This is a genomic window from Paenibacillus sp. GCM10027630, from assembly GCF_042676305.1.
In the GTDB taxonomy this organism is placed as follows: Bacteria; Bacillota; Bacilli; order Paenibacillales; family NBRC-103111; genus Paenibacillus_S.
Genome location: NZ_JBHTGY010000010.1, coordinates 55,766 through 81,386, shown reverse-complemented (window position 1 = coordinate 81,386; position 25,621 = coordinate 55,766). Strand labels below are relative to the sequence as shown.

The 25,621-nt window shown below is 47.0% G+C and carries 16 protein-coding genes; 1 reads left to right on the top strand and 15 read right to left on the bottom strand.

The annotated features are described in order from the left end of the window. Positions 1 to 90: 90 nt before the first annotated feature. The 15 genes from ACFQ0C_RS05360 to ACFQ0C_RS05290 form a co-directional block, all read right to left on the bottom strand. Positions 91 to 2,445, bottom strand: coding sequence for a glycoside hydrolase family 95 protein (locus ACFQ0C_RS05360; RefSeq protein ID WP_379364664.1), 2,355 nt, complete (start codon positions 2,443 to 2,445; stop codon positions 91 to 93). Between the two features lie 30 nt (positions 2,446 to 2,475). Beyond that, positions 2,476 to 3,870 (bottom strand): DUF5605 domain-containing protein, encoded by a 1,395-nt coding sequence (locus ACFQ0C_RS05355; RefSeq protein WP_379364662.1) that lies wholly within the window; start codon positions 3,868 to 3,870, stop codon positions 2,476 to 2,478. A gap of 28 nt (positions 3,871 to 3,898) precedes the next feature. After that, a complete protein-coding gene (locus ACFQ0C_RS05350; protein ID WP_379364983.1) occupies positions 3,899 to 5,323 on the bottom strand; it encodes a DUF5060 domain-containing protein in 1,425 nt (474 codons plus the stop codon). 42 nt (positions 5,324 to 5,365) lie between these two features. After that, positions 5,366 to 6,259: a carbohydrate ABC transporter permease gene (locus ACFQ0C_RS05345; protein ID WP_379364981.1), complete on the bottom strand. Its 894-nt coding sequence runs from the start codon at positions 6,257 to 6,259 to the stop codon at positions 5,366 to 5,368. Between the two features lie 6 nt (positions 6,260 to 6,265). Next, positions 6,266 to 7,240 carry a carbohydrate ABC transporter permease gene (locus ACFQ0C_RS05340; protein WP_258212850.1) on the bottom strand — a complete coding sequence of 325 codons (975 nt, stop codon included), beginning with the start codon at positions 7,238 to 7,240 and terminating at the stop codon, positions 6,266 to 6,268. After that, on the bottom strand, positions 7,227 to 10,193 hold the full coding sequence (locus ACFQ0C_RS05335) for an extracellular solute-binding protein (protein WP_379364659.1): 2,967 nt from the start codon (positions 10,191 to 10,193) through the stop codon (positions 7,227 to 7,229). Before ACFQ0C_RS05335 ends, ACFQ0C_RS05340 begins: the two co-directional genes overlap by 14 nt. A gap of 15 nt (positions 10,194 to 10,208) precedes the next feature. Next, positions 10,209 to 11,330 carry an ABC transporter ATP-binding protein gene (locus ACFQ0C_RS05330; RefSeq protein WP_379364657.1) on the bottom strand — a complete coding sequence of 374 codons (1,122 nt, stop codon included), beginning with the start codon at positions 11,328 to 11,330 and terminating at the stop codon, positions 10,209 to 10,211. A gap of 181 nt (positions 11,331 to 11,511) precedes the next feature. After that, the gene (locus ACFQ0C_RS05325; RefSeq protein ID WP_379364655.1) at positions 11,512 to 12,534 is read right to left on the bottom strand and encodes a dienelactone hydrolase family protein; all 1,023 of its coding nucleotides are present in this window, start codon (positions 12,532 to 12,534) and stop codon (positions 11,512 to 11,514) included. 70 nt (positions 12,535 to 12,604) lie between these two features. Continuing rightward, the gene (locus tag ACFQ0C_RS05320; RefSeq protein WP_379364979.1) at positions 12,605 to 13,501 is read right to left on the bottom strand and encodes an AraC family transcriptional regulator; all 897 of its coding nucleotides are present in this window, start codon (positions 13,499 to 13,501) and stop codon (positions 12,605 to 12,607) included. A gap of 90 nt (positions 13,502 to 13,591) precedes the next feature. Continuing rightward, positions 13,592 to 14,659, bottom strand: a complete 1,068-nt coding sequence (locus ACFQ0C_RS05315) for a sialidase family protein (protein ID WP_379364653.1) — start codon at positions 14,657 to 14,659, stop codon at positions 13,592 to 13,594. 37 nt (positions 14,660 to 14,696) lie between these two features. After that, entirely contained in the window at positions 14,697 to 16,853 is a 2,157-nt protein-coding gene (locus ACFQ0C_RS05310; protein WP_379364651.1) for an MGH1-like glycoside hydrolase domain-containing protein, read from the bottom strand. Positions 16,854 to 16,947: 94 nt separating this feature from the next. Then, complete coding sequence (locus ACFQ0C_RS05305) at positions 16,948 to 17,955, bottom strand: sialidase family protein (RefSeq protein ID WP_379364649.1); 1,008 nt, start codon at positions 17,953 to 17,955, stop codon at positions 16,948 to 16,950. A gap of 2 nt (positions 17,956 to 17,957) precedes the next feature. Then, positions 17,958 to 20,396, bottom strand: coding sequence for a glycoside hydrolase family 95 protein (locus ACFQ0C_RS05300; protein ID WP_379364647.1), 2,439 nt, complete (start codon positions 20,394 to 20,396; stop codon positions 17,958 to 17,960). Positions 20,397 to 20,437: 41 nt separating this feature from the next. Next, positions 20,438 to 23,149: a hypothetical protein gene (locus ACFQ0C_RS05295; RefSeq protein WP_379364645.1), complete on the bottom strand. Its 2,712-nt coding sequence runs from the start codon at positions 23,147 to 23,149 to the stop codon at positions 20,438 to 20,440. Between the two features lie 323 nt (positions 23,150 to 23,472). Further along, positions 23,473 to 24,777 (bottom strand): alpha-L-fucosidase, encoded by a 1,305-nt coding sequence (locus tag ACFQ0C_RS05290; protein WP_379364643.1) that lies wholly within the window; start codon positions 24,775 to 24,777, stop codon positions 23,473 to 23,475. Between the two features lie 334 nt (positions 24,778 to 25,111). Here ACFQ0C_RS05290 and ACFQ0C_RS05285 point away from each other — a divergent pair, with 334 nt between their 5' ends. Then, positions 25,112 to 25,519: a cytochrome-c oxidase gene (locus ACFQ0C_RS05285; RefSeq protein WP_379364641.1), complete on the top strand. Its 408-nt coding sequence runs from the start codon at positions 25,112 to 25,114 to the stop codon at positions 25,517 to 25,519. Positions 25,520 to 25,621 lie beyond the last annotated feature (102 nt).

Sequence of the window (25,621 nt, the reverse complement as noted above, 5' to 3'; positions counted from 1 at the left end):
TGCTTTTTTAAGGGATTATTGAACCACATTGCGGAAGCAGCGAACAGGCCATCGTTTCCGATGGCCTGTTCGCTGCTTCCAGTGTACTATTTAGATTGTTTCAGCCATTTTTGTATCTGCGCTTTGTGATACCTTGTTAGCCTGAAGCACATAGGTATGGCCTTCAATAACTTCAAACTCGGTCAAATAACCGGCAGCTGAAGTTTCGACTTGTTTCCCGTCCGACTCCACATAGAGAGGGAGCTGAGGCTGCCTGCAAGACACACGGCATAGCTGGGTTTTGGTAGCTCGGATGACACAACGGAGCAGTTGTCCTTCCTCCCACTCCATATCGACCTCATACCCTCCACGGGCGCGAAACCCGCTGAATTTGCCTGTTTTCCATTCCCTTGGCAAAGCTGGAAGCAAGGTGAGCTCTCCACGGTGCGACTGGAGCAGCATCTCTGCAATACCTGCTGTTCCTCCGAAGTTTCCATCAATCTGAAACGGGGGATGATTGTCAAATAAATTGGGCAGTGTTGAGAGCGTCAGCAGCAATCGAAGATGCTCGTAAGCATGCTCTCCTTCCTCCAGACGCGCGAAGAAATTAATAATCCAGGCACGGCTCCAGCCCGTATGCCCGCCTCCATTCTCCAGCCTGCGCTCTAACGTCCGCTTGGCCGCCTCGGCCCATTCCGGAGTGTGGCGCACATGAATGATTTCCCCCGGATGGAGGGCGAACAAGTGAGAAATGTGGCGATGACCCGGATGAACCTCATCCCAATCCTCCACCCACTCCTGCAGCTGCCCGTGCTTCCCGATTTGTGGTTTAGGCAGCTTCTTCAGAACATGCTCCCATTTCTCACGCAAAGGCTCATCCTTATACAAAATCTCGGATGCATCCATGCAAGCCCGCATAAGCGTGTATACGATTTGCGTATCCATTGAAGCCCCAATGCTCAGACAACCCACGCTGCCATCCGGGCCGATAAATTTATTTTCCGGAGAAGGGGATGGACCTGTAATAAGACGCCCCTGCTTATCCTCGAACAAGTAGTCCAAGAAAAATTCCGCCGCTTCCTTCATCACAGGATAAGCTTTATCCCGCAGAAATTTTTCATCCAATCCAAACCGGTAATGCTCCCATAAGTGCAAAGACAACCAGGCAGCCCCCATCGGCCATATCGATCCCGGCATAAAGTTCCCTTCAATCTGGGTCGCTCCCCACATGTCGGTATTGTGATGGGCGACAAATCCTCCACACCCATACACCCTTTGTGCCGTTTTTCTGCCATTCGGCCTCATACGCTCTATCAAATCAAATAGCGGTTCATGGCATTCGGGCAAATTGCATACTTCTGCGTGCCAATAATTCATCTCGGTATTAATGTTGATCGTATATTTGGATTCCCACGGAGGGGTGAAGCTCTCATTCCAGATCCCCTGCAAATTGGCGGGATTCGAACCTGGACGTGAGCTTGCCATTAGCAGATAACGTCCATACTGGAAATATAAAGCGACCAGCTTTGGATCAGCCTCGCCATCCTTGAAGCGCTGAAGCCGAACGTCTGTGGCCGGGTAAGCGGTTTCACCATCATCTTTAGCCAATTCCAGCTTCACTCGTTGAAACTTGCTCCGATGATCCGACACATGATCCTGCTTAACCCGCTCATACCCTTTGCTTGCAGCATAATTCAACTGCCTGATACATTCCGCTTGCGGATCCGAATGCCGGAAGGTTGTCGCCGCAGAAAGATAGAGAGTGATCGCTTCCGCTTGACGAATGGTCAGAAAATCACCGATAACACTGACCGAACCGCCCTCTGAAACGGCCTTTACCGCCGTGCAGAACGTAACGCCATTTTTACCGCATTCCCCGCTCATGGCCACTGTATCTGATGAAATCTTCTTCGTCCCTTCGTCAAATGGCCTCCGGCTCAAATTTAATCGAATATTTAATTTCGCCGGACGATCGCATGTAAGGCGAACTACAATGACCTGATCAACCGCACTGCTGAATACTTCCCTTTCATGCAAAATATCGTTAAGGCAGTAGCTGACATGGGCAATGCCCTCTTGAATGTCCAAGTCTCTGTAATAGTTGGAAATCATCTTTTTCTCGCCATCATGGTATAAATGCATTTCACCGAGTGGTTGATACGGATGCAATGATTTAGGTATCGACATTAAACCCATTTGTGCCAGCTCTTCGGCTTCAATCTGCTTGCCCTTCATTAGCAAATGACGTACTTCCTGAAAATATTTGGCTCCATCCGGATTGTCCCCGTCAACAGGTCCGCCATACCATACGGAATCTTCGTTCAGTTGTATTCTTTCCGTGTTTACTTTCCCGAAAACCATCGCGCCCAACCGTCCATTACCGATTGGCATAGCTTCCGTCCACGATCTCGCAGGCTTCTCGTACCATAACTTTGAGCTTCCAATTGATTTACGCACTTGCTCCATGAAAGATCTCTCCCTTGATTCAGCTATTTTTTATGAGCAGCCTGACACCTTTCGAATTCTTAACGCATGATAAAGCTTTCCTGGAAGATTGATTCGAAACCGTCCCTCCAACAATTGTGTTAAAGGGGCAATCGTCATGTTCCAGGTGTCAATCACATCTGCTTGATATTTTCCTTCCGGTAACGCAAATTCGCGAAATGCAAACCGATGAGGGCCAAAATACTGCAAATAGTATTCCCCTCTAACTTCCAGGGTAGCGGCATCAAGCCTGTCGCTGCTGTAGGTCATATGATGCGGAGCATCCTCCAGAATACTCTGCATAAATTCAATCCGCTGGACGCTTTGTCCTCGAAGCTCGCCGCCATGCAATTGCCATAGCAGCTCATCATCCCCCAAATAGGTTTCTCCATGGGTCACATAGCCGCCCCGCAGATGCCCCTCCCATATTCGGCACACAAGCTCCTCCGGAGTCAAGCTGCCTAAGCGGGTATCCAGATTTCCTTCGCAGCCGCATTCTTCGACAATAACAGGCTTGGCATATTGCTTAGTATAGTCCGAGGCAACTCTTACATCCGTATGTTTAATGCTTACATGAGTTATCCACGGGGCTCCGAAGTCATAGCCTCTATGCGGGCTAAGAATAGTAAGTAAATGAGAGCCATAATCGTATTCTTTAATTATTCGGGCTAATCGGTTCCAGTCCTTTTTTGACCCATTATGCTGATTCTCGTCGGGCTCATTAACGAACGACCACCAAATATTGCGATAAGCCCCAAGCCGTGCAATAACATAACGCAGGTATCGCTCCTCCTCTTCGGGAGAAAGCCTATTGATACCTTCCATTCCTCCATCCTCGGAATGAAACAGCATAAGCTCAGCTTGAATACCTAAGACTGCGAGCTCCTGTATTCTCTCTTCCAGATGTGAGAAGTAAGTCCTATTAAGTAAATCCGCCGTTGGACTAACGTTCATACGGACTTTATTGAACGGGGAGTTGCCAAGTGAACAAAGCGTTAGCTCCTGTACCTGTTCGCTTTGCTGATGCCAGTTATAACAGTTCGTACCGATCGGAATGTAAGGTGTCCCGTCCACATATTGAAAATGTGTATGATCTTTTATCTCAATAGGCCCATGATTATCAGGAGAAGCCTCTGTACATATAAATTCTCCTATGAGTCCATCCAGTTTCGAATGATTGCTTGATGTTCTATATTTCCAAACGCCTTCATGCCCTGGCATATACCTGATGCAGAACTGCCCATTTCCATCGTAAAAGCCTTCCGCTTCAGCTGTGTGCAGCTGATGTTCAAATTGGGCGGAAAGCTGGATGTCGGAAAAAGAATTTTCCGCACAGGATTCATCCGCATTCAGCATTAATTCGTAGATGCCCCAACGTTCGACCTTGTTGGTTAAGTTCAGCTCCATCTCCTCCTTCTAGAGCAAATGTTGATGTTCATGCCTTCACAATACGTAATGCCATATAAGGTTTTCCCGGAAGCTGCACCTTAATTAATCCGCCAGTTACATTTTCCAGAGGAGTAATTGCCATGTTCCAGGTATCTATAAGCTCAATCCGATACGAACTATTTTCAGGTAGCTCCAAATATTTATAGGCATGCTGATGACGGCCGAAATAGTACAGCCAATAGCTTCCATCCTGACTAGCCCTTATCCAGTCCGCTGGACCTTCTTCCATGATTTTACGCAAAAAAGCAATTCTATCGATACATTCTCCATACAATCTGCCTCCGGTAGATATCCAGGCCCGCGTCTCACGGTCGATAAAGGATTCACCGTGTCCTACGCTTCCTCCTCGGGACATAGCTTCCCAGAAACGGTGTGTCATCTCCTCGCCGGAAATATTGCCCCATCGTCTGGAGCTATTACCTTCATAGGAAATTTCATCTATCACAACAGGCTTCCGGCATGTTTCCCGCCAGCTTGATGTCAGCTCAGCATCCCAATGCTGGATGCTCTGATGAGTGATCCATGGCTTTGAGAAATCGTATAGCGACGAAGATTTGTACATCTTGGTTCCGTTATGTATGGAGCGAAGATGCTGGTAAGGGTCAATACGTTGTACAAATTGAAGCAGCCTGTCCCAATCGTCAACTGTTTTGTATTTATTAAAATCGAATTCATTGGAAAGCGACCACCATACATGTCTATAGGAGCCAAGCCTCGCGATGACATATTGCAGATAATAACAATCCGTCTCAAAGTCCATGCTGTCGAAACCCCAATAGCCTTTGTCATAAGGATGAAACAGCACGATGTCCGCCTCAATGCCCAGCTGCATCAAATCATCCAGCCTTCTCTCCAAATGCCTGAAGAAGGAAGGATTAAATCTAGATTTGTCCACATCCTCCGGGCAGGTTCCCGCAAATACTAATGCCGGGGGATTCATATCATGAGTGGGCAGCAAACACATTCTGATTTTGTTGAAGGGGGCCTGCTTGAGCGTCTTCAGGGTCAGCTCCTCAAGACTCTCATCTTCATTGTGAGTCCAATGATAGCAGGTCGTACCGAATGGGATATACGGCTTGCCGTCTTCGTAGGCGAATCCATAATCATCCTTGACCCTCACAGGACCGTGATTATCCGCAGTCGGCTCTATACAGACGAATTCACCTGTATGACCATCCATCTCCTGGCAGCTGCTCTCAGTTGTATAACGCCAGGCTCCCAACTGGTCAGGCATAAATCTCAACCGATAGATGCCCTCCCCATCGTAAAAACCGTTCACCTTGACCATTCTGTTCTTATATTGAAAATGGGCGGTGAGCCGCGTGTCTTGGAAGGGATTCCCCTCAGAGGGTCCCTTCAAAACAAGCTCAAACCTACCCCATCTTTCCACCTTGCGCCCGTTGTATTTCATAGTCACGGCTACGCTTCTCACTCCTTTACAACGAAGCTGTCGTTATTTGATTCCCGAATGCGCCATCGTAGCTATAACTTTGCTCTGAAACATGAGGAACATGATCATATTGGGCAGAAACAGGAGCATTGCCGCAGCTGCTGCTGCACCTTGACGCGCTACGTTATTGGCCATACCGGATGTTAAAGTATGTATATAGAACGGGAACGTCTTCATTTCCTCATCCTGCATAAACAAGGTGGAGGTTTCCGTATTCGTCCATGCACCCTGGAAAGCAATAATAGCGATGGTTGCTATAGCCGGCATAATCATAGGAATTACGATTCTTAGAAACAGCGTATGCTCCCTGGCACCGTCCATTTTAGCCGAATCCAGTAATTCATCAGGAAGCTGATCGATAAATTGCTTCATAAGAAACACACCAGTCGGTACGGCGACTAGGGGTAAAACATGTCCGAAGTAAGTGTTCATAATGCCCAGCTTACTGACGACTAAATAACGCGGTATGTCTACGGTTTCCGGTACAAAAACCAGCGTCAAAAGAATTGTTGCGAACAAAAGCTTATGCCCCGGAAATTTATGCTTCGAAATCGGGTAAGCACACATCGCGCTAACAATCGTGATAAGGAACACACCCAGCCCGGTCACAACTATACTGTTGAACATATAACGTGTAACCGGAATCGCCGTACCTTTTGTAATAGCGAGCAGTTCCAGAAAGTTTTGAATGGAGGGATGCCTTACAAAAATATTCGGCGGATACACGAACAGCTCCTGATACGGCTTGAATGCATGGTTTAAAATATAAACGATCGGCAGAAGCATAAAAATACTGAGCGCAATAAGAAGCACCGCCGAAACCTTCTCAAAGGTACTTAAACGTCTTAACCTTGAGCGTTTCCGCCACAGAGTGACCTTTCGAATCGTCCCTGCCATAGTCATTTATTCGCCCTCCTTAGTGCCAAACAGCTTATTGGCAAACTTGTTGGCAAAGAAAACAATCAACAGGAGGATGACGGATAACGCGGTTGCATACCCTAGCTCAAACCGCTTAAAGCCATAGTCGTCAATCTGGCTTACAATCATATGACCCGCATACTGCGGAGTTGGATTCATTCCGGATAACGCCGCCCCAATCCCACTGGATTGGATCGCTCCGACAATTGCCATAACAGCGCCAAACAGCATTTGCGGCTTTGTTGAAGGGATAGTAATATACCAGATTTCCTCCAGCCGGCTCCGAATACCATCCAGCCTTCCTGCTTCATACAGCTCAGGATTGACATTCAGAATACCTGCGAGCATAGCAAGAAAACCAATACCCATACTTTTCCACAGCGTGACGACAATCATCGAATTCATCAAATGCTCTTTGCTGGTAGCCCATAATACCGGTTCGCTGATCAATCCAAGGTTTAGCAAAAAGCTGTTTAAATAACCAAGCCTGTCACTGGAGAGCAGCGGTGTCCAAATAATACTCATGGCAACCAGCCCGGCCAGCGATGGGGTGTATAAAGCAAGTGTAAACCATTTACGGTAAATGCCAGGCAGGATCGAGATGAGCCAAGCCAGCATAAACGCGCAAATGTAGCCACCCGGACCGATAATTAACGCAAAGGAAATCGTATTCGGAAGCGCGTATTTAATGAGTATCAAATCCTGGGACAACATATAACGGAAATTATCCCAGCCAATAAAACGAGGAGCTTCAAGCGCATTATAATACATAAAGCTAAGAACAATAGCGCAAAGAACAGGAATCAATATAAATACAATGAAACAGATCATAAAAGGCGCTATAAACAAATAGGAAGCGCGAAAAGCCCAAAGCTTCAGAAAAAAATCGCTTACTTTACTTCTTGACTTACTCGTGGAAGTATGTGCTCTGCGAAGCGCGTGCACCTCATTGTTTAACATACTTATCCACCCCTTCCCAAGGCTTCGTTATAGTCGGCAGATTCAGCGACCGGACAACATTGCCATCACCATCGACAAATCGGAATTCTTGCATTTTCCTTTTAACTTCCCGGTCAATTTCCGTTATTGCCATCTCAAGCGAGGTTCGGTAATTCATACCATCGACTACAGTCCGATTCCAGGCATTGAGTATTTCGCGTTCCATATAGTAGCTTCCCGGCACATTCGGAATTTCTCTGAACCATCTCCATTGCTCCAGGATGGCTTTTAAATCATCGTTTTTCCATGGAAGCTTTACAAATGCTTCGATATTGGCCGTGTTCCAACGGAACGTCAAACCATTGAGCGTTTCCAAATCGGTGCCGTACCGCTCCTGTGTTTCAGCGGAAGTCCACCATTTCAGAAACTCCCAGCTCTCATTGGCTTTCTTGGTTTGTTTAAAAATAGCTGAAGATTGCATGCCTCCGCCAATCCAACGCGCAACCGTCCCATCCTCCTGCTTAACGCCTGGAACAGGAGCCACACCCCACCAGCCGTTCAATTCAGGAGCTGCCACTGTCAGCTGGAGATACGTGTTCAAATCAGCTACACCAATCGGAATAGTCCCGTCACGGAAATGCTGGAAGAAGTTTTCTACCCGCTGGTCAATGGCGTATTTATTTTGCAAATCGGTCCATTTTTTAAATGCGTCAAATCCCTTTTCAGAGCCCAGCCCTGATTTCGAGCCGTCCTTCACTATATAGTCCGCACCATTTTGCTGGAAGAACGCATTATGCTCAATAGTAGAAAAGTTCATCCCATTTTGCTGAAGTACAGGAAGCATCCGGTATAAATCATCCCAGGTATCGGGAACCTGCAAACCCAGGCTTTGCAAAATATCTTTACGGTAATAGAGGACTTGATACGATTGCGTTTCCGGTACCCCGTAATAACCCCCATTATAGTAGAAAGGAGTCCACGAGCCCGGAGCGAAGCGTTTAAAAAAGGTGTCGAAATCAGAAAATTGCTTCAAATCATAAATGCCGTTACGGATCGCGTAATCAAATGGCAGATCCTGCGGTAAGCCCAATGCAACGTCCGGGGCAATACCTGCAGCGTTCATCAATAAGAGCAGCTTATCATCCGGCAAAAGATTAATTTTTACCTTAATTCCAGTTTGGGAGGTGAAGCTCTCATCCGTTAAGCTCTGCAGCAAATTGACATAATCCCGCCCTCTGTACATCCAAACATTAAGCACCTTGTCGTCCATTTGGCTCAGTCTTTCTTTGGACTTGAAGGAGTTGAAAAAGGTTACAATGGAGCCTTTGAATTTCTCGAACAGCGTTGCTTCCATCTTGGGAAAAGCTTTATCAATTGGCGCTACATAAATTTGATCCAATTGAAGAGGCTGAAAGCTGAGCTGCTTGTTCAAATCGGCCACCTTGCCTTGAAGTGTAAACAACCGACTAGCCTGATATGGAATTTCATCGGGATCCTTTAATAAGCTTTCGATATCCTTTCCAATCGTTACCATACCTTGGGAAACTGCATCCGGACGCCCGTTTACTTCTTCAAGGCTTACCCGGGTTGAATCCAGCTTATCCCTGACAGCTTTTAACTTATCGGTAAAACCGGGGAGATCCTTATTAAGATTCCAGGTCCTATTCTTATCATCCACACCGCCGGTCATCGTCTTCAATTCCCCTGACAGCTTGAACAGTCCATCCACTATGTTTTCCAATTTCAACGAAATCGGTTTCATAGGTGCCTGCGTGACTCGCATCGACAGGGTATTCGTACCCTTTTGCAAATAAAACTCGTACGGCTTATTCTGATCGTCAACCAGTGTAATCCCTTTCCAGCCTGTCGCATATAAAAAACGGTACTGCTTCAGTTCGGCAAAGGGGACCTTTCCATTGATCATAATGGTCCGAAAGGAGGAGCGATTAGACGTGAACGCTTGCTGCGACCGCATCGCAATTTTATAGTAGCCGCTCTCCGGCGCCTCGAAGCTCCAGCTGACCTCCTGGTTGCCCGATGACCAGCGCTCGCCTTCCAACGTGTTATAAGTAATTTTGCCAAGCTCATACGGCTTCGTAGCAATATCATTATCATAAGCCAGCTGTATGGATGAATCACTCTTCCACTGCACCTGCTCGGCTTCGATTGTGATAGGTTCTGCCTGAATAGGGGCGGCTCCTGAAGGCTGACGGCTTCTTACCGTCTTATAATCCTCCGTTACAGCAGGTGCTTTGAACGTGATCGATTCGATAGCCATCGGATCGCTTCCTGCCAAACGGAGCTTATGCCTTCCCGGGGTTAAATACCATAGCAGTGGATCTATGTAGGCGCCTGACAAATCCCGAAGCTCCCATGACAGCCATCCCGATATATCCTCGGACATCGGGCGAATTTCATCGCCTCTGTCATCCTTGCGAATGGGGAAAATGTCCTTCCAATGCCTGTACAGCTCTATAGACTTGGACTCCAGGAAAGCATTCGTGCCATCGATAGAAAGATTAAGCGCGATTGGCTTCCTGCTTTTCGTACCCGTAAAGGGATGATACGACATTTCAATGCTGTATAAGCCGCCTTGTGCGACATCCACCTCGTATTCAATCCATTCATCTCTTACAGCTCCCCAGATCAGTACATTGTCTTTCCCTTTGTACGACCCTGTGGAAATATTCGCATCCGCCGACCTTCCAGCAGTCTTCGAGCCTGGAATTGTAATCTTGCCTGTATGTGCAGACACAACCCCCTGCTGCTTCCATTGTTCCATTACCTCAACATAATAGGGATCCGAAGATTTGGACACATTCACCTCGTTACCTGTACCCGCTGACTTGGTGTTTGCATCCGACGAACTGCTTTTGTCTGCCGCTAAACCAGGAAAAGCGGGGCTAAGTACGAAGACGAGTGCCAGTATGGAAGCCATCCATACCCTAGTTCGCAATAACGCCTTCAACTCCATCCCTCCGCTATACAATTAATACAAAAGATTCTCTTTTGTGTCTTTATCGAAAAAGAGCGCTTTGTGCATATCGATGGTAAGCGTCAGCTTCTCATCATCAACAAACTGATGATCCGAGCGGGCCCGAACAATAAATAAATTAGGTGCCCCGATATCCATATACAAATACATGTCCGCGCCCATCAATTCGCCTATCCTCTGAGTTCCTTCTATTTGCGTATGACGCTTCTCCTGATAAACGGTTGGGTCCAGATGAATGTTCTCACTGCGTATGCCTAACACGACAGTTCGATTGATCTTTTTCTTCTCCGTCAAAATCTTCGACTGGTTCTCTGGAATGGTTAAGTAATAACGGTTAGTATGGAATTCCAGCAGCCCGCCTGAGCCTTCCAGCAGCTTTCCTTCCAATAAATTAATTGGAGGAGCACCAATAAAGCCTGCGACAAACATATTTCTGGGATTGTTATAAATCATCCGGGGCGTATCCACCTGTTGAATGATGCCGTCCTTCATAACAACGATGCGATGCCCCATTGTCATGGCTTCAACCTGATCATGCGTCACATAAACCATAGTTACTCCAAGCTGCTTATGCAGCTTAATAATCTCTGTCCTCATCTGCACTCTCAGCTTCGCATCCAGATTGGATAAGGGCTCATCCATCAGGAAGACGGAAGGGTTCCGGACAATAGCACGACCGAGGGCAACACGCTGCCTTTGACCGCCGGAGAGCTGCTTCGGCTTTCTTTCGAGATACGGCTCAATTTCCAATGTGCGGGAAGTTTTTTTGACAGCCTGATCGATTTCATGTTTAGGGATTTTACGAAGCCTCAAGCCGAACGCAATATTCTCATAGACACTCATGTTCGGGTATAACGCATAGTTCTGAAACACCATTGCGATATCCCGATCCTTAGGCGGCAAATGATTGACCAGCTTATCTCCAATATAAAGCTCTCCCGAAGTAATATCCTCCAGCCCTGCTATCATTCGAAGTGTAGTCGATTTTCCACAGCCGGATGGACCTACCATGACGAGGAACTCTCCATCAAAAATCTCAAGATGAAAATCCTTTACAACGTACCCCTTTTCTTTACCGTAACGCTTTTCTACGTGATTCAAAAGAATGCGCCCCATTATGGCACCTCCATATTTAAATACATATTGATCCATCATGAGAACGGTTTCATTTAAAAGCCGCTAATGATGCAAACTGCCTCCGGAACTAGCTATTTATCCGAATTCGCTTGGCTTTGTCTCATTATACATCCCCGCACATAATAGATTATAGGTGATGTTTACTTACTCTATAGGGTAATCATACTTTCAGCTTATTCGCTAACCAATCGTATGACCTGCGTCCTGAAACCTCATGTTTCCCCGGAAAAAGATCCACTTCAAACCGCTCAATAGCATCCTCAGCTTCATATATTTCATTAAGCACGCGGACAGCTTCCCTTACAGATTGAATGGGGAATAGAGGGTCATGGATACCCGACTCCACAAAAAGCCCTCTTGGAGCGATAAGCCCGATTAGCTCCGGAAGATCAGCTTCCGGTAGAATGGACGGCAAATAATTATCAATGCAATGATTCATCGAAAGCAAGCTTCCTCTAAAAGTGCTTGTATACGCACAAATAACAGCAGCCTGGATACGCTCATCCAACGCCGAGCCCAGAGAAGCCAGTAATCCGCCTCCCGAAAAGCCCATGCTGCCTATACGATCCGTATCTACATCCTCCCGAGTCGCCAAATAGTCCAGTGCCCTTCCAGCTTCGAAAAGTCGCAGCCCAGCCACTGTTCTGCCATATAGCAGAAGTCTGGAGGATAATGAAGAGCATGAGCTTGATTTTCTCGGATCCTTGGCGCTATCTGCCAACATTCTTCGGTCGCCAAAGCCAAGGATTTCCGGTGCGATAGCTATCATGCCTCTTTGCACAAGCTGTACGGCAAAATGCTGATGGATCCCCGGCTGTGCGTCATCGATCGTTCCATCCGGCTGTAAGCCTGCAATTTCTCTGCTTCCGTATCCATGTCCATGCCAGGCAAGTACAGCCGGAGCCCTTCCCTTGAGCTGCTTAGGAATAAGCACATAGGCCGGAACCCGGAGCTTGTCAACTGTTGAATATTCAACGCGCTCCTCGATGTAGGTATCCCTCTCTATCCTGTGGAGCAGAGTTGGCCTCAAATCGACTGCTTGCTCCGGGAACGGCCCCAAGCTTTCCAGCAGCTTGGTTCGCACTCCGATTTTCCTTTCATTCCAGGGAATCGAAGGCGCTTGGGCGTAATGTTCATCTAAACTATCATATAAATGGTCTAAGTAATCATCCGGACACCACATCCTATCAACCTCCTTAATGTACAACCAAACAAAAAAGAGCTGTCCGATACAGATGATCAGCTCCTTGAGATCAGAATGAAGTGGCTTTATCTTCAAACTCCTGAAAATTTTGCCGATATTGCCGAGGCGTTATTCCCGTCTTTTTACGAAACAGCGCATGAAAAAATTTCATATCCAAATACCCTACTTGATTAGCAATTTGATAAATAGGAATATCGGTAGATTTTAAAAGCTCGCAGCATTTTTGAATCCGTACGTTCTGTAAATACTGGGTGAAGGTCAGGCCGGTTGTCTTCTTAAACAGACGTTGGAAGTGACTCGCGCTTAAGTAAAAATAATCAGCTACATGCTGGACGGTAATATTCTGCGTGTAATTATATTTGATATAATGTACAACCTCATCGAGCTTACTAAAAACAGCAGGCTCCGCCTCATTCTTCAATTCAAAACGCTGCAGCAGCACCATGGTTTGGACAACCATAGCTATCAACAAGGTTTCGAATCCGACATTTCGCTTCAAGTATTCACTGTACATATTCAGGATCATTACGGAAAACGTATCGTGTTTATCTTGAAAATGGAGCCATCGCTCCGAGCATTGGGCCGGATTATAAATGATATTATAGGTGTGAGAATCTTTCTGCAGCAGATGCTTCCAATCATCCAGAAGCTCCATACGAAAGATGCAGTTGTATATAACGAGTGTTTTATCCTGCTTGGGAGATGACGGCCGATAAACATGTGATGTTCCTATCGGAATCACAAACAGATCACCCTGTTTAATCGGAATCACTTGATCTTCAATGTAGTGATATCCGCAGCCCTCACCCACATAATTGATTTCAATGAAATCATGAGTATGCTGAGCTGTTGTAAACGATTCCAATTCGCGATTTAAGAATATATTCATATTCTCATCAAAGAATAATTCACCACTTAAATGTTTAATTCTGTCACGCAAGACCATCACCTCACTTATAATTCTAGTGCTTCGCCAAAGAGGGAGCCAGGATCCAAGAACCTTGCAGCCTGAAAGCCCCCTTAGACGAATTGCTTTTTAATACTCCCTAACCCAGCCTTCTTCCGTAATGCAAACATATTTGATTGCTTTGCGCAGATACGAAAAGGCGATATGCAGCTTACCATCACTTGTTGAAATAATGGAAGGGTACGAATAGCCGATCTCGCTATCCTTATATTCCAAATCTGCCATTTGAACGTTTCTGTAATAAGGCCAAGTACGTCCTTCATCTTCAGAAATAGCTAGCGTGAGCGGCGTACGCAGCGTTTTCTTGCGAAATTCGCCCTTCCGCTGAACCCAGCGGAACTGGTCTCTTTCTAAAGAGGAATTGTTATATACCAAGGCCAAATGGCCATTGTGAAGCTTGGTCATCTGAATCGAGGAATTGTTATTCGGCAATTCACTTCTCACAGGCACGGTCCAGGTTTTACCGTTATCATCGGAAACGCTTGTATAGACCCGATCGGCCTGCCGGCTGCGAAATACCGCAAATAGCGTACCATCGCTCCGTTCCACAACGCTCATTTGAACCCTGTGAATACTATCCTGTACTTCGTATTGCTTCCACGACTTGCCTTCGTCCTCGCTGATTTGCACAACGCTGTAATGTCCATCCAGTTTGCAATAGTACGCCGGAAGCACCCAATGACCGTTTCCCAGCACGAGCAGAGGCTGTCTGAGAAAGATTCCCGTTCCGTCGAACAGCACCTCGGATGGCCCCCAAGTCAACCCGCGATCTTCAGAAATACGGACAACAACCCGCGAGGTTTTCTGATTATGAGGCTCATTGGATGTGTGAAACAACCATAGTTTGCCGTCTGCTGCTTGGAATAACAACGGATTTTGTTCCGATCGTTCCGGATCATTAGACAGCTGCACTGGAATACTCCATTGCTCCGAGCCGGCAGCCAATCGGGACATTACTACATTCGTGTCGGGATTCCCCTCTCCGCTGCCCGTAAACCAGACGCACAACAAATCTCCATTGTCGAGCTCCAATAAATTAGCCGCATGACTGTCATTCGGATGAAGTATAGGGAGAAATGCTTCCCTTATATTCGGATTCATCTCTGATTGCGAGACGATTCCATTAAAACGACTCATTAGTTCCCCTCCTGATCTTTACCCAGCAAAATTATTGTCAGTTGGAACGCAATTGCGCCCAAGGTATTTCAGTTCTGCATAACTTTTCATTCTGATAAGCAAGCTTACCCTGCACATATAAGCAGTAGCCTGCTTCCAAACCGATGTTATCAGTTGACTGGGTGGGATTTCTGTAAGTGATTCGAAGCTCTGCACCTTGCACGTTTATGCGATCCAAGCAAAAATAATCTAGCCCTAAATCGATCGGATCCAAAACAATGTAATCCTTCTCAATGGACAAACCAGCCACATGGGAAATTATCAGATCTATATAATAAGAGTGGTTGTATTCCTGTTCATCACTTAAGGGCTCTCCCGTTTCACTGTTATAATGCTCTACGAGACCAGGCTGCGATAAATCTCTGTTAAAAAAATGAAGGAAGGAATATTCCCGTAAAAAATGAGCGAATTGGCTGTCGAATTGGTGATCTCTCCGTTTGCTTTCCCTTGCAAGCGAATCAAGAGCAATCGAATTCGTATAAGGCCAAGTCGGGCCGTCCCATACGCAGCCATTACGGCCTTTAACAAAGTGGCCCATCCAGCCTCCATCCTTGGAATAAGCCGGACAATCTATAGAAACCGATGGGAATGGGCTCTTCGTATTGAATTCCTGTTCATTCAACAGATGCTCAATCATTCCATTAAAACGATCATCTATAATCTCTGCCCAACCTGGATAGATCCCGACTATGTTTTTAACGAATGCTTTTTCATCGGTTTGATAATGCAGATCGTAAAAATATTGTGAGGATTCATCCCACATTTTTTCAAGAATATCCTGCTTTATTTGATCAGCCTGCTGATAGTATGTATCCGCTTCCGGATCCCCTGCAGCTTCACCTAATTTGGCTATAGCCAATGTGTTCAAGTAGTGGTAGACAGCACGATCAACCCTTTTTAGATGGGTATAGGTTTGCTTATCCTTCGGATTTCTCGGGAAATCATGGAAGTACCAGTAGCTAGGCTGATATTCCTTTCCCGTCCGAGTGTGCTTATGCTCGATCATTAAGTGATCGGATTCATTACCGTGAACCTGAGTCCATGCGGCAACATTCTGTTTCATAAAGGGAAGTAATTCTGCTGCGAATTGAACGTTGCGATGCACCAAATATAACTGATAGGCTGCCCAGCAGGAGAAGTTGGCGAAGGAATGCATAATGGTATCCACGGTCAAGCAGCGGAACATACCATCCTCACCAAGGGCTTCCTTCATATTGTGCAGAGCGCCTTCGCAAAATTTCGGATCATGATGCCATCTGGCATCCATAATATGCAGCGGAACGGAAAGATTAATCAGCTTGCTGAATTCCCACCCTCCCTTGCTGAAGGGCTTCTTGCTTTTTTTATGAGATCTTCCTTCATAGAAAAGGGGCTGAGACAAATATCCATACTGTGGATCTGCCGCATTATGCCTTAATAAAAACCAGCGGTAGAGCCATGTTTTATTCAATACAGGATCACTGCTATCAAATTTAGGCGCTTTATCAAACCAGCTTTGATACTCATTTTGCTGGACTTCCAGCACTTGATCTACAGTTAAACCGCTTTCAACATAAGAGCAAGCCCGTTCCGATAACAGCTCCCGGCTATCCAGTTCGTTAATTCCATACGCAGCAGATATAATAATCTGTTTGGATTCACCAGGCTGCAACCGCATCCCCGTAAATAAAGCAGGATCACTAGCAGCGACCACACCCTCAACATCAAAGCTGTAATGTTCGATTTCAAAGCAGCCGTGCAGTTGATTTCCGTTACGCTCCGAGAATAAATCCTCATACGTTTCCAATGTCAGCACTAACTCTTTATCGCTATGATTCACCCAGGTTTGGCAAGAAACCGCGCAATCATTCCATGCGATGAACTTCTTTTCAACTAAAGATACCCGCCTGTCCTTATATTCCATGAGCAGGTGACTTGGACACCATTCGGTCCTGCACGGTTCAAAGCTTCGCACCAGATTGGCCGTTATTTTAAACAAGAGTGGAATATTAACTTTATGTATAAAATCAAACCGACCGGAAAAACCCGGCTCAGGGTCCAGATAATCGGCCCACAATCGAGCACCTGTAGAACCGAGCAAAAAAGCTCCAGGCTTGGTGCGCAGCATCTTTCTTCCCGCTCGTAATTCATCATCTAATCGACTATCAACTAGCATGATTTACCCTCCATCTCGGCTTCGTATGGTGGTGTATATAACCTTCAGACGTATTATACAACACTGCATTGTAAAATTGTGGGTGTTTATCAACTCATTGTATAGGGCGATCATACCCAAACCATTTGGTTAGTTTATGGAAGGCTATCCGTTCCCTTTTCCAAGTATACGTAATATATAAATCATCCCCATCCGCTATTATGGCCGGATACGAATATTGCTTTTCGCCTTGATCCAGCAGTATTTCATTTTCCCAGGTAAAGCCGTTGTCATTAGAAAATCGGATCACAAGAGGAGTTCTCGGCCCCTTATGCTTCCCTTCCTCCAATTGTGTAGGGTTATAGACCAGAGCAAGCATCCCGTCACCCAGCTTCACGAGGTCAATACCGCTATTATTATTAGGCAATTCAGTGGGATAGGCTGAACACCATTTTTTCCCCCCATCTACAGAATCGCTGCGGTAAATGAACCCTTCCGTACTCCGGAGGAGCATATGCAATATGCCTGGCTCCGATTCCCATAGGGTCGGCTGAATAATCCCCTGGCCCTTTAAGCCCTTCAAGCTGCTGCGGTCTATGGGAACTGTTTCACTGCGGGTCCAGGTTGCTCCTCCATCCGATGAAAGGTCAACAAACGCATCCCACGCAGGTTCCAGGGAGGCCGGAGCAGCGATGGTTCCGTTATGCAGAACTATCGGTTTATTTTTCACGGGACCTCTGCCGCCTCGATCCCCTTCCACTAACGGTGCCGGGACTGTCCATGAACGCCCGTTGTCCGCGGATTGAATGACCAGCGTTTCCCAATTCTCAATATCATTTCCAACCTTGTAATATAAGAAGAGGATGCCATCAGGTCTCCTGAATAGAACCGGATTCCAATGAGGTACATTCTCTTGATCGGCTACCTTAATGGGCTTAGACCATCCATCATTCCCTCTGTGCGAAATCCAGATGGCAACATCTCCAGCCTTCTCCTTCGTCCCGCCGAACCACGCTGCAATAACTTCTCCCCCTGGAAGAAGCTCCAATGTGGAGGCATGACAGCTGAGAAACGGCCTCTCTTCCTCGAATATGAATTCACTTACAGCATGAATATAGTTCATTCTTAATGTTCTCCTTGCGTTTGTGATGAAGCCTGCAATCGTAATCTCTCTTCAGCTTCATAGCAATCTTTGAACTCCGGTAAAGAGATGATTTCGAAACATTGTCCGGCACGGGTTTCAAATGTAATAAACCTCCGTCCCTCCGCAGCCGGAAGAATAATATGCCCATCCAGCAGCACTTGTATAGGCTGTTCTGACCATAGACTGCATATCTTGCCGGCATTCGACCTAATGAAAGCTCGTGACAGCATCCCATTGTCCCAAGCCATATCTACCTCAAAGCCTCCACGGGCTCTAAGTCCCTTAACAGCTCCATGGCTCCACTCGGAAGGCAGCGCCGGCAAGAGTCGAATTATGCCTGCATGGCTTTGCAAAAGCATCTCAACCATGCCCGACATCCCGCCAAAATTTCCATCTATTTGGAAAATATTCTGCTTTACCTTCGGATGCCGGTGAGCATTCATCATGTTCGGATGAAGCCCTGCCAGCAAAGCATGCAGGAAGCGGCTTGCTTCCTCGGGCTCGCCCAGCCTTGCCCAGAAGTTCACGGTCCAGGCGCAGCTCCAGCCTGTATGCGCACCCCCATGGGCTAAACGCCGTTCAAGCGTTGACCTGCATGCTTGCGCCAGCCCCGGCTCTCCGTGCAATGTTACGTGATCCAACGGATGAAGTGCGATCAAATGCCCGATGTGACGATGACCCGGTTCCTGCTCTTCAAAATCCTCATCCCATTCCTGCAGCTGTCCGAAGGAGCCTATACGCAAAGGGGGAAGTCGCAGAAGAGCATTCTGGAGCTGCTCTCTTAATGCAGAGTCCAGCTGTAAAAGCTGACCTGCTTCTATGCAGTGTGTAAATAAATCCCTGATCAGCAACAAATCCATTGTCGAAGCTTTCGTCACGCTGCTAGACTGTCCATCCGGTGTGATAAAGAAATTTTCCGGCGAGGTGGACGGGCATGTAACTAGATGGCCATCCGGGCCCTCGACGAGCCAGTCGATGCAGAAAAGGGCAGCTTCCTTAATGGCTGGAAACGCTCGCCTAAGAAACGCTTCATCCTGGCTGAAAGCATAATGCTCCCACAAATGCTGGCATAGCCATGCTCCCGCCATCGGCCAGAATGCCCAGCTGGGCGAGCCTCCAACGGGCGTTGCCGTACGCCATATGTCGATATTGTGATGCGCGGTCCAGCCCCGGCACCGATAATGGACTGCCGCCACCTTCCGCCCAGTGATTCTTAATCCCTCGATCAGCTCAAACAGCGGCTCGTGGCATTCAGCAAGATTGCCCGCCTCCGCAGGCCAATAGTTCATCTCGATATTAATGTTGGTCGTCCAACTGCTGCACCATGGAGGCTGCATCTTGTCGTTCCATATCCCCTGTAGATTCGCCGGCTGCGAACCGGGGCGGGAGCTGGAAATGAGTAAATATCTCGCATACTGGAAAAATAATACAGATAATCCATAATCACTGTCTCCGTTTCGAACAGCTTTGATTCGCTCATCCGTAGGGAGACTGCTCTTATCCTCACCGCCCAACTCAAGCTCGACTCTACCGAATAGAGCCGAATAATCGTCCTTGTGGCGTTCCTTCAACCGTTCGTATCCTTGCTGATTTGCTGCCCTAAGCCATGTGCTGCACAGCTCGGATGGATTTTTACCCGATGTGGCCGGATTTTTATCGAACCCGTTGTAGCTAGTTGCTGCGCTTAAGATCAAGGTGACCTCACCCTTGCCGCTGACCGTTATACGTCCTCCGTTGACCTCTACCTTGCCATGATTAGCCGATGCCTGCAATTGAATTTCAAAGCTCATTCCTGTTCCATCCCCATATTGCACAGGCTCCGAGGATTTCACCGTATTGGGAAGAACATGAGCAGGCGCTCGGCCACCAAGTGTTATAGAGTTTCCTGACAAACGGCGAACCGAATATTGCAGCGGACTATGCAGTATAGCGGTAAAGCTGGTCTTGTTTTCGCTATTCAAACGTATGACCATAACTTGATCTACTGCAGAGACGAATATTTCTCTCGTACATAACTCACCATCCATACGGTAGCTCACCCGCACCATACCTTCATCCAAATCCAGTTCCCTTCGGTATTCAGATATCTCGCCAGCCGTATCGAAAATAAGCTCTACATCGCCTAGCGGCATGTAGGATTCAATATCAGGTCCTTCCATGTATTGTTCAATGATGGCTTCCGCTTCCGTATACTTTCTCGAAAATATGAATTCGCGCGCAGAGTCTAAATGACGTTCCGCATCGAAACGAATGGTTTCCCGGGGTTCCCCCGACCAGAGTGTATCTTCGTTCAAAACGATACGTTCACGGTCTGCTCCCCCATACACCATCCCCCCTAACCGGCCGTTGCCGACAGGAAGAGCTTCAAACCAGCTGCGAGCAGGCTGTTTGTACCAAAGTGTCAGTTTCTTGCCGGGCATAAACTCCCCCTCCTCGTTTACCTTTGCTGCTGATTATTGCGCTATTCGTACAACCAATCCAAAGTATCGACGCCATCGTTCTTATGCTCCACATCACGCGGCCGCATAACTTGATCTATAGGGACTATGCCGAGAATCAAGTAGGCTCCTCTGCCAAAGTCTAACGTATGGCGTCCCGCTTCATAATTAAAAGCGTGCACATTTACAGAAGGATAAGCATACAAGCGGAGTCCCTTACGCAGAACCGGAGCGTATCCGCCCATATCGTCCGCATGCGTATTTTCTTCCAGGCTTGGAGCTTGAAGCCACTGCTGATCTTTATTATTGAAATACCCAATCAGTACTTGTGAAGGCTGCTCCAGCTCAATATCAAGTGCGATCCCTTTCAACCCTGCTTCCATTTGTCCAAAGCGGATTCCCGTCAAACCATTCAGTTCTTCCGCACAGCTGACGATATGAATGTCTCCGTCCGTGAATACATGAGTCCCTTTCTCCACACGGAACAGCTCTGCATCGTCAGACAGCAGCTTAAAATGTACTTCCCGGTAAGGAACAATTGGTTCCTTCAAGTTCTGGAGTGCCTCCGGCAGTGTACCTGCTTTCAATTCCTCCAGATGCAGCTTGAATTGGTTTAGCTCCGTTTCATAGATCGGCAAGCATTGCTTCCAATGTCCGAATTCAAGACCGTTGCGAACAGGAACCTTTCGTTGAGGGGTCTGCATGCTATTAGCGAACAGATAGGTCTGCTCGGTTATACGGGTCAGCTCCCGATAGCTTTCCAAGCCAGTTTCCAAATGCATGGCTGCTTGCTCCAGCAAGTCAAGCCCATTGAAAAACTCCCCATGGACCGTATGCTTATAGGTCAATATGAGCATAGCGGCCTGAACCTTCTGCACATACACCTCGACCATATGCTGGAGTGCATACATATCGCTCGCCAAACGCTGAAATTCGTCCAGATTGCTTGTTACCGAACATTGCGCACGTTCAATTGCCCGTACAGCATCCGCTGCATGACGCTTTGCATCCGCTATAATTTCCGGCGGTGTTTCTCCGATATGTGCTTCGCCCGCCAGCTCTCTTGTTATATAGTCCTCCAAACGTTCGCCCTGAGGCGCCTGCGATTCCCATAAATCCGCCCATGGCATATGACGGTCAGGGTTCGTCAGCTGACTCATCGTCATTCCCAGGCTCATCGTCTGGCGGTTGCCCTCCGTAATGCCAAATCTGCGCAGCAGCTTAGGTGCACATTCCCCTGAGGCATCATACGCATCAAGTATAGCTTCGCCCGCCTCAAGACTGCCGTATCTTTGCCCCAGTACTCCAATCCAGTATTGTCTTTCTGCTTGCGGATCACGATCGGGATTCCAGGCATATCGAAACCAGGAGGCGAACCAAATCCAGTCACGGTCCAATTGTCTCAGTCTTGGCTCAACTTTATCGGGTGCAAAGGGCCAATCCCAGAAAAAGAGCGGGTACAGGTGCAGCCCGTTTGCTTTGAGCCGGTATTTGGCAGCCTGCATGCTTTTCTGGATAAAGGATGGCGACCCATAACGAAAGGGCTCCAGGTTAGCAAGGATGTGCACATTGACGATATGTACAGTTTTCATGGAGCCAAGGCGATTATGAATGTCCTTCCATTTGCCCCGCGGCGTGTAGGTCGTCAGTGATTCACCGTTATATTTGGCTTCCGTAAATAAGTTGGGATAAAGCGGCAGCGCCGCTTCGATAACCTTTTGCGGTTCAATGGCGTGGGAGCGTAAAATAATTGGCGGCTTCTCTTTAACGTTCAGATCCTTCAGCCCTTCGAGCACACCGGCTATAATCGTTTCGTTAAACCATTCCACGCCGTAAATTTGCCCTTGCAGCGCTTCCCCAAGGCACACCATGAGCCCTACGTTCGGAAACGATTGGACAAATGCGGAAATGGACTTCTTATAATAATCGCTGGTTAATGGCAGCGGCTTAGGTTGATGCAGCTTCAAGCCATGTTTCTCCGCAAACGGCAGAGGAATATGAATGTTATAAAATTTGAGCACAACCCATATGCCGCGTTTATCCGCCTCTTCCGTCAACCAGCGGAAGGTCTCCACATTCAGAGCAAACTCCTCTTCCGTAACCTCGAGCGCTTCGGGATAATCCTCCAATCGAACCAAAGAAGAGAACGGATGACCGGTCCATAAATAAAAAATATTGCAGCGCTGCTCCAACATCATATCAAGGAAATCCAGCCATAAGCCACGATCATAAAACCATGGAAATCGGCCAGGCGTCAACGGGTACTCATAGGTTTGGCGCGGCGGCTCAACTGTTGTTTTCTGCAGGCCAATTGCCGGCCCCCTCAGGGCAAATCGTGGCGCATCCCCATAAGCGATATCCTCCGGCAGCAGCCCCGCAGTGCGAATACGCTCAGCAAGTTCCAAACAGCCGTATAATACCCCCGAGTCGTTACCGCCGGAAACAGCAACCATATTTCCTGGGCACGAGACTGCATAGAAGCCTTCACCCTCCGGGGTTTCCGTGTGGTACAGCAGAACATCACGTTCTTCCAATTGCTGAAGAAATTGAGATTCACTGCGGTTCCCGACAAACAGCTTTCTTCCAGCTATCGACCGATAGCTATCCCATGTCCAGGATACCGCTTCTTCGAATACATCGTATCCAGAATCCTGCAGTGCTTGTTTGAGCAGCTGGATTCCCATATTCACCCGCGGGGCGGGATTGTGATCATAAGCAAGTGTAATGCTTTTCATAATTGCATAATCCTCCTGACCAGATTTAGGAGTCTATTCAGATGAAAGCAAGCTCGTGAATATCTATCCATCATATTGGTTATTACAGAAAAGGGATGCTACTCCACCGCTACTCTACCCCACAAAGTGAAGATTATGCGTTGGAGAGGATTCCGAATACTTTGCGGGGACCCCGGGAAATTTAAGTTGTCTATAATATAGCTTGCGGTAACAACTTAATTTCAAAGGCGGCCGTAAACTTTCCGTACCATTCCCTTATCCCTCCATAACCATATGAATAAATATTCACGAAAATCTATCGTCCCATAGACTCTTAAGTTCATTTATTTTAAAAACAATTCAATTACCGGAACGGTCACATTCGGCTTCTTAACAGGCAAAGACAAAACAAGTGTATTCTCATCCCTGCCTTCCTTGAAGGCTCCGTTATCTATACCACTTGCCACAAATCCTTGCTTGAACCTGATTTCGGAAGCATCGTTCAGCAACTGGGCATATTCGACCTTGCCCGCCAAGCCGTGAAGCTGAATATTTTTGAATGGCCAGCTGTACACATGCACGTACATACGATTTGTTTGCGGATTATACGTCAAACGGCAATCTTGAGGGCATTCCAAGGCATCAGGCGCCTGCGTGCATCCATAAATCGAGCGGCTATGCCGTTTCATCCATTCGCCTATCCCTTTTAACCTGTCTATGGCCCGTTCATCAAACTCACCACGACCGGTAGGACCAACGTTCAACAGCAGATTCCCCCCGCGGCTCACAGCATCTATCAGCATTTTGACTAAGACGTCCACGCTTTTCCATGTTTCCTCTTCTCGATGGTAGCCCCATGAACCGCTGAAGGTATGACAGGTTTCCCATACGACGCGCTTGCCGTTCACCTGAACCCACTTGGTAGGCATGTACTGCTCCGGCGTTGTTATATCTCCCCCTACCTGGAGGCGATCATTCAGTAAAATGCCCGGCTGCCTAGAACGGATCAAACGAATTAATTCTTCACTGCCCCAATCCTCCTTGCCTTTACCAGGCAATCCATTCTCCGAAGGGAATGAAAAATCATAAAACATCAGGTCTATTTTGCCAAACTCCGTCATTAGCTCTTTCGTTTGACCGTATAAATAATCGCGATAAATTGAGAAATCCAGTTCTTTGCTTGCAGCTATAAATTCCGGATCAAGACGGAGCGGATGCTTGGTATCAACGGTATAGTGCGGATGATGCCAGTCAATCAAGGAATAGTACAATCCGACCTTCATATCCCTGCTTCTAAATGCATCAATCATCGGTCTCAGAACGTCGCGCCCAGCAGGCGACTTGCTCGCTTTGTAATCGGTAAGCTTGCTATCCCACAAGCAAAAGCCTTCATGATGTTTGGTCGTTACCACGAAATATTTCATGCCTGCATCGGCCGCTAGCTGCGCCCACAGCTCAGGGTCATATAAATCCGGATCAAACCGGTTGAAATATTTGCTGCTATACTTCTCCCCGCTTAATTTCTCCCGTGACTGCAGCCATTCATGTCTGGCAGCCAATGAATATAGTCCCCAATGGATAAACAAACCGAAACGGTCATTAGTAAACCATTCACTATTTCCTTCCGTCGGCTCAACCTCAAATGTCATTCGAATATGCTCCTTTATAAATCCATTTCACTACTCATGGGTACAAGTTTAAAGGAAGTTTGCATATCGTTTATAGGTCGAATTTATCCTTTCTATAGGCGACACTTGCATTTTTAGTGAAATAACGAATGGTGATATTGAGCCCTTACTCAATTGTTGAAGCGGATAAGCACAACCCAAGATGACCCGGTCATAGATGTTCATTACTTGGTCATGTAAAATGCAGGAGCTAAGACTCTTTTGGTTCCACTAGGCTATTGCCCATAATTAAGAGGGCTGAGGGGTTCTCTAATCTGGATCGAATTTTGTTAAATACTTGAAGAGGAGTTGTCTTATGGGTGCGAAGTTAATAAAAATTGCTTCTGTTTATTTTGTTGTAGGTGTGTTTTTTGGCATGTTTATGTCCATCACGCACCAATTTCAATTCGCTTCTGTACATGCCCATATCAATTTGGTTGGCTGGGTTTCACTTGCATTAGCGGGATTTGTGTACCATGTATTCCCGAAGGCTGCCACTTCCATACTGGGGAAAATCCATTTCTGGCTGCACAATATCGGATTGCCGATAATGATGATCGGGCTTGTGTTCCTTCTTAATGGAGTGGACGCCGCGGAGCCTGTAGTTGCGATGGGTGGGACTTTGACCGCTATTGCTGTAGTCCTGTTTACCATTAACGTGTTAAGGAATGTCAGTGAAGCCAAAGATCAAAACATGACCCCTAACAAAACAGCATCCATGTAAAACCCAGACCTGTTTAGCCAAAAAAAGAACCTTAATCCCCGTTTTACAATGGTGATTAAGGTTCTTTTTTTACAATTTGTGGAACTTTTAGATTGTCTGAAT

What these genes read in the sequence shown, in the direction of transcription:
- ACFQ0C_RS05360 (WP_379364664.1), bottom strand. Translation starts at nt 2,445, where the DNA reads ATGGAGCAAGTGCGTAAATCAATTGGAAGCTCAAAGTTATGGTACGAG.
- ACFQ0C_RS05355 (WP_379364662.1), bottom strand. Translation starts at nt 3,870, where the DNA reads ATGGAGCTGAACTTAACCAACAAGGTCGAACGTTGGGGCATCTACGAA.
- ACFQ0C_RS05350 (WP_379364983.1), bottom strand. Translation starts at nt 5,323, where the DNA reads ATGAAATACAACGGGCGCAAGGTGGAAAGATGGGGTAGGTTTGAGCTT.
- ACFQ0C_RS05345 (WP_379364981.1), bottom strand. Translation starts at nt 6,259, where the DNA reads ATGGCAGGGACGATTCGAAAGGTCACTCTGTGGCGGAAACGCTCAAGG.
- ACFQ0C_RS05340 (WP_258212850.1), bottom strand. Translation starts at nt 7,240, where the DNA reads ATGTTAAACAATGAGGTGCACGCGCTTCGCAGAGCACATACTTCCACG.
- ACFQ0C_RS05335 (WP_379364659.1), bottom strand. Translation starts at nt 10,193, where the DNA reads ATGGAGTTGAAGGCGTTATTGCGAACTAGGGTATGGATGGCTTCCATA.
- ACFQ0C_RS05330 (WP_379364657.1), bottom strand. Translation starts at nt 11,330, where the DNA reads ATGGGGCGCATTCTTTTGAATCACGTAGAAAAGCGTTACGGTAAAGAA.
- ACFQ0C_RS05325 (WP_379364655.1), bottom strand. Translation starts at nt 12,534, where the DNA reads ATGTGGTGTCCGGATGATTACTTAGACCATTTATATGATAGTTTAGAT.
- ACFQ0C_RS05320 (WP_379364979.1), bottom strand. Translation starts at nt 13,501, where the DNA reads ATGGTCTTGCGTGACAGAATTAAACATTTAAGTGGTGAATTATTCTTT.
- ACFQ0C_RS05315 (WP_379364653.1), bottom strand. Translation starts at nt 14,659, where the DNA reads ATGAGTCGTTTTAATGGAATCGTCTCGCAATCAGAGATGAATCCGAAT.
- ACFQ0C_RS05310 (WP_379364651.1), bottom strand. Translation starts at nt 16,853, where the DNA reads ATGCTAGTTGATAGTCGATTAGATGATGAATTACGAGCGGGAAGAAAG.
- ACFQ0C_RS05305 (WP_379364649.1), bottom strand. Translation starts at nt 17,955, where the DNA reads ATGAACTATATTCATGCTGTAAGTGAATTCATATTCGAGGAAGAGAGG.
- ACFQ0C_RS05300 (WP_379364647.1), bottom strand. Translation starts at nt 20,396, where the DNA reads ATGCCCGGCAAGAAACTGACACTTTGGTACAAACAGCCTGCTCGCAGC.
- ACFQ0C_RS05295 (WP_379364645.1), bottom strand. Translation starts at nt 23,149, where the DNA reads ATGAAAAGCATTACACTTGCTTATGATCACAATCCCGCCCCGCGGGTG.
- ACFQ0C_RS05290 (WP_379364643.1), bottom strand. Translation starts at nt 24,777, where the DNA reads ATGACATTTGAGGTTGAGCCGACGGAAGGAAATAGTGAATGGTTTACT.
- ACFQ0C_RS05285 (WP_379364641.1), top strand. Translation starts at nt 25,112, where the DNA reads ATGGGTGCGAAGTTAATAAAAATTGCTTCTGTTTATTTTGTTGTAGGT.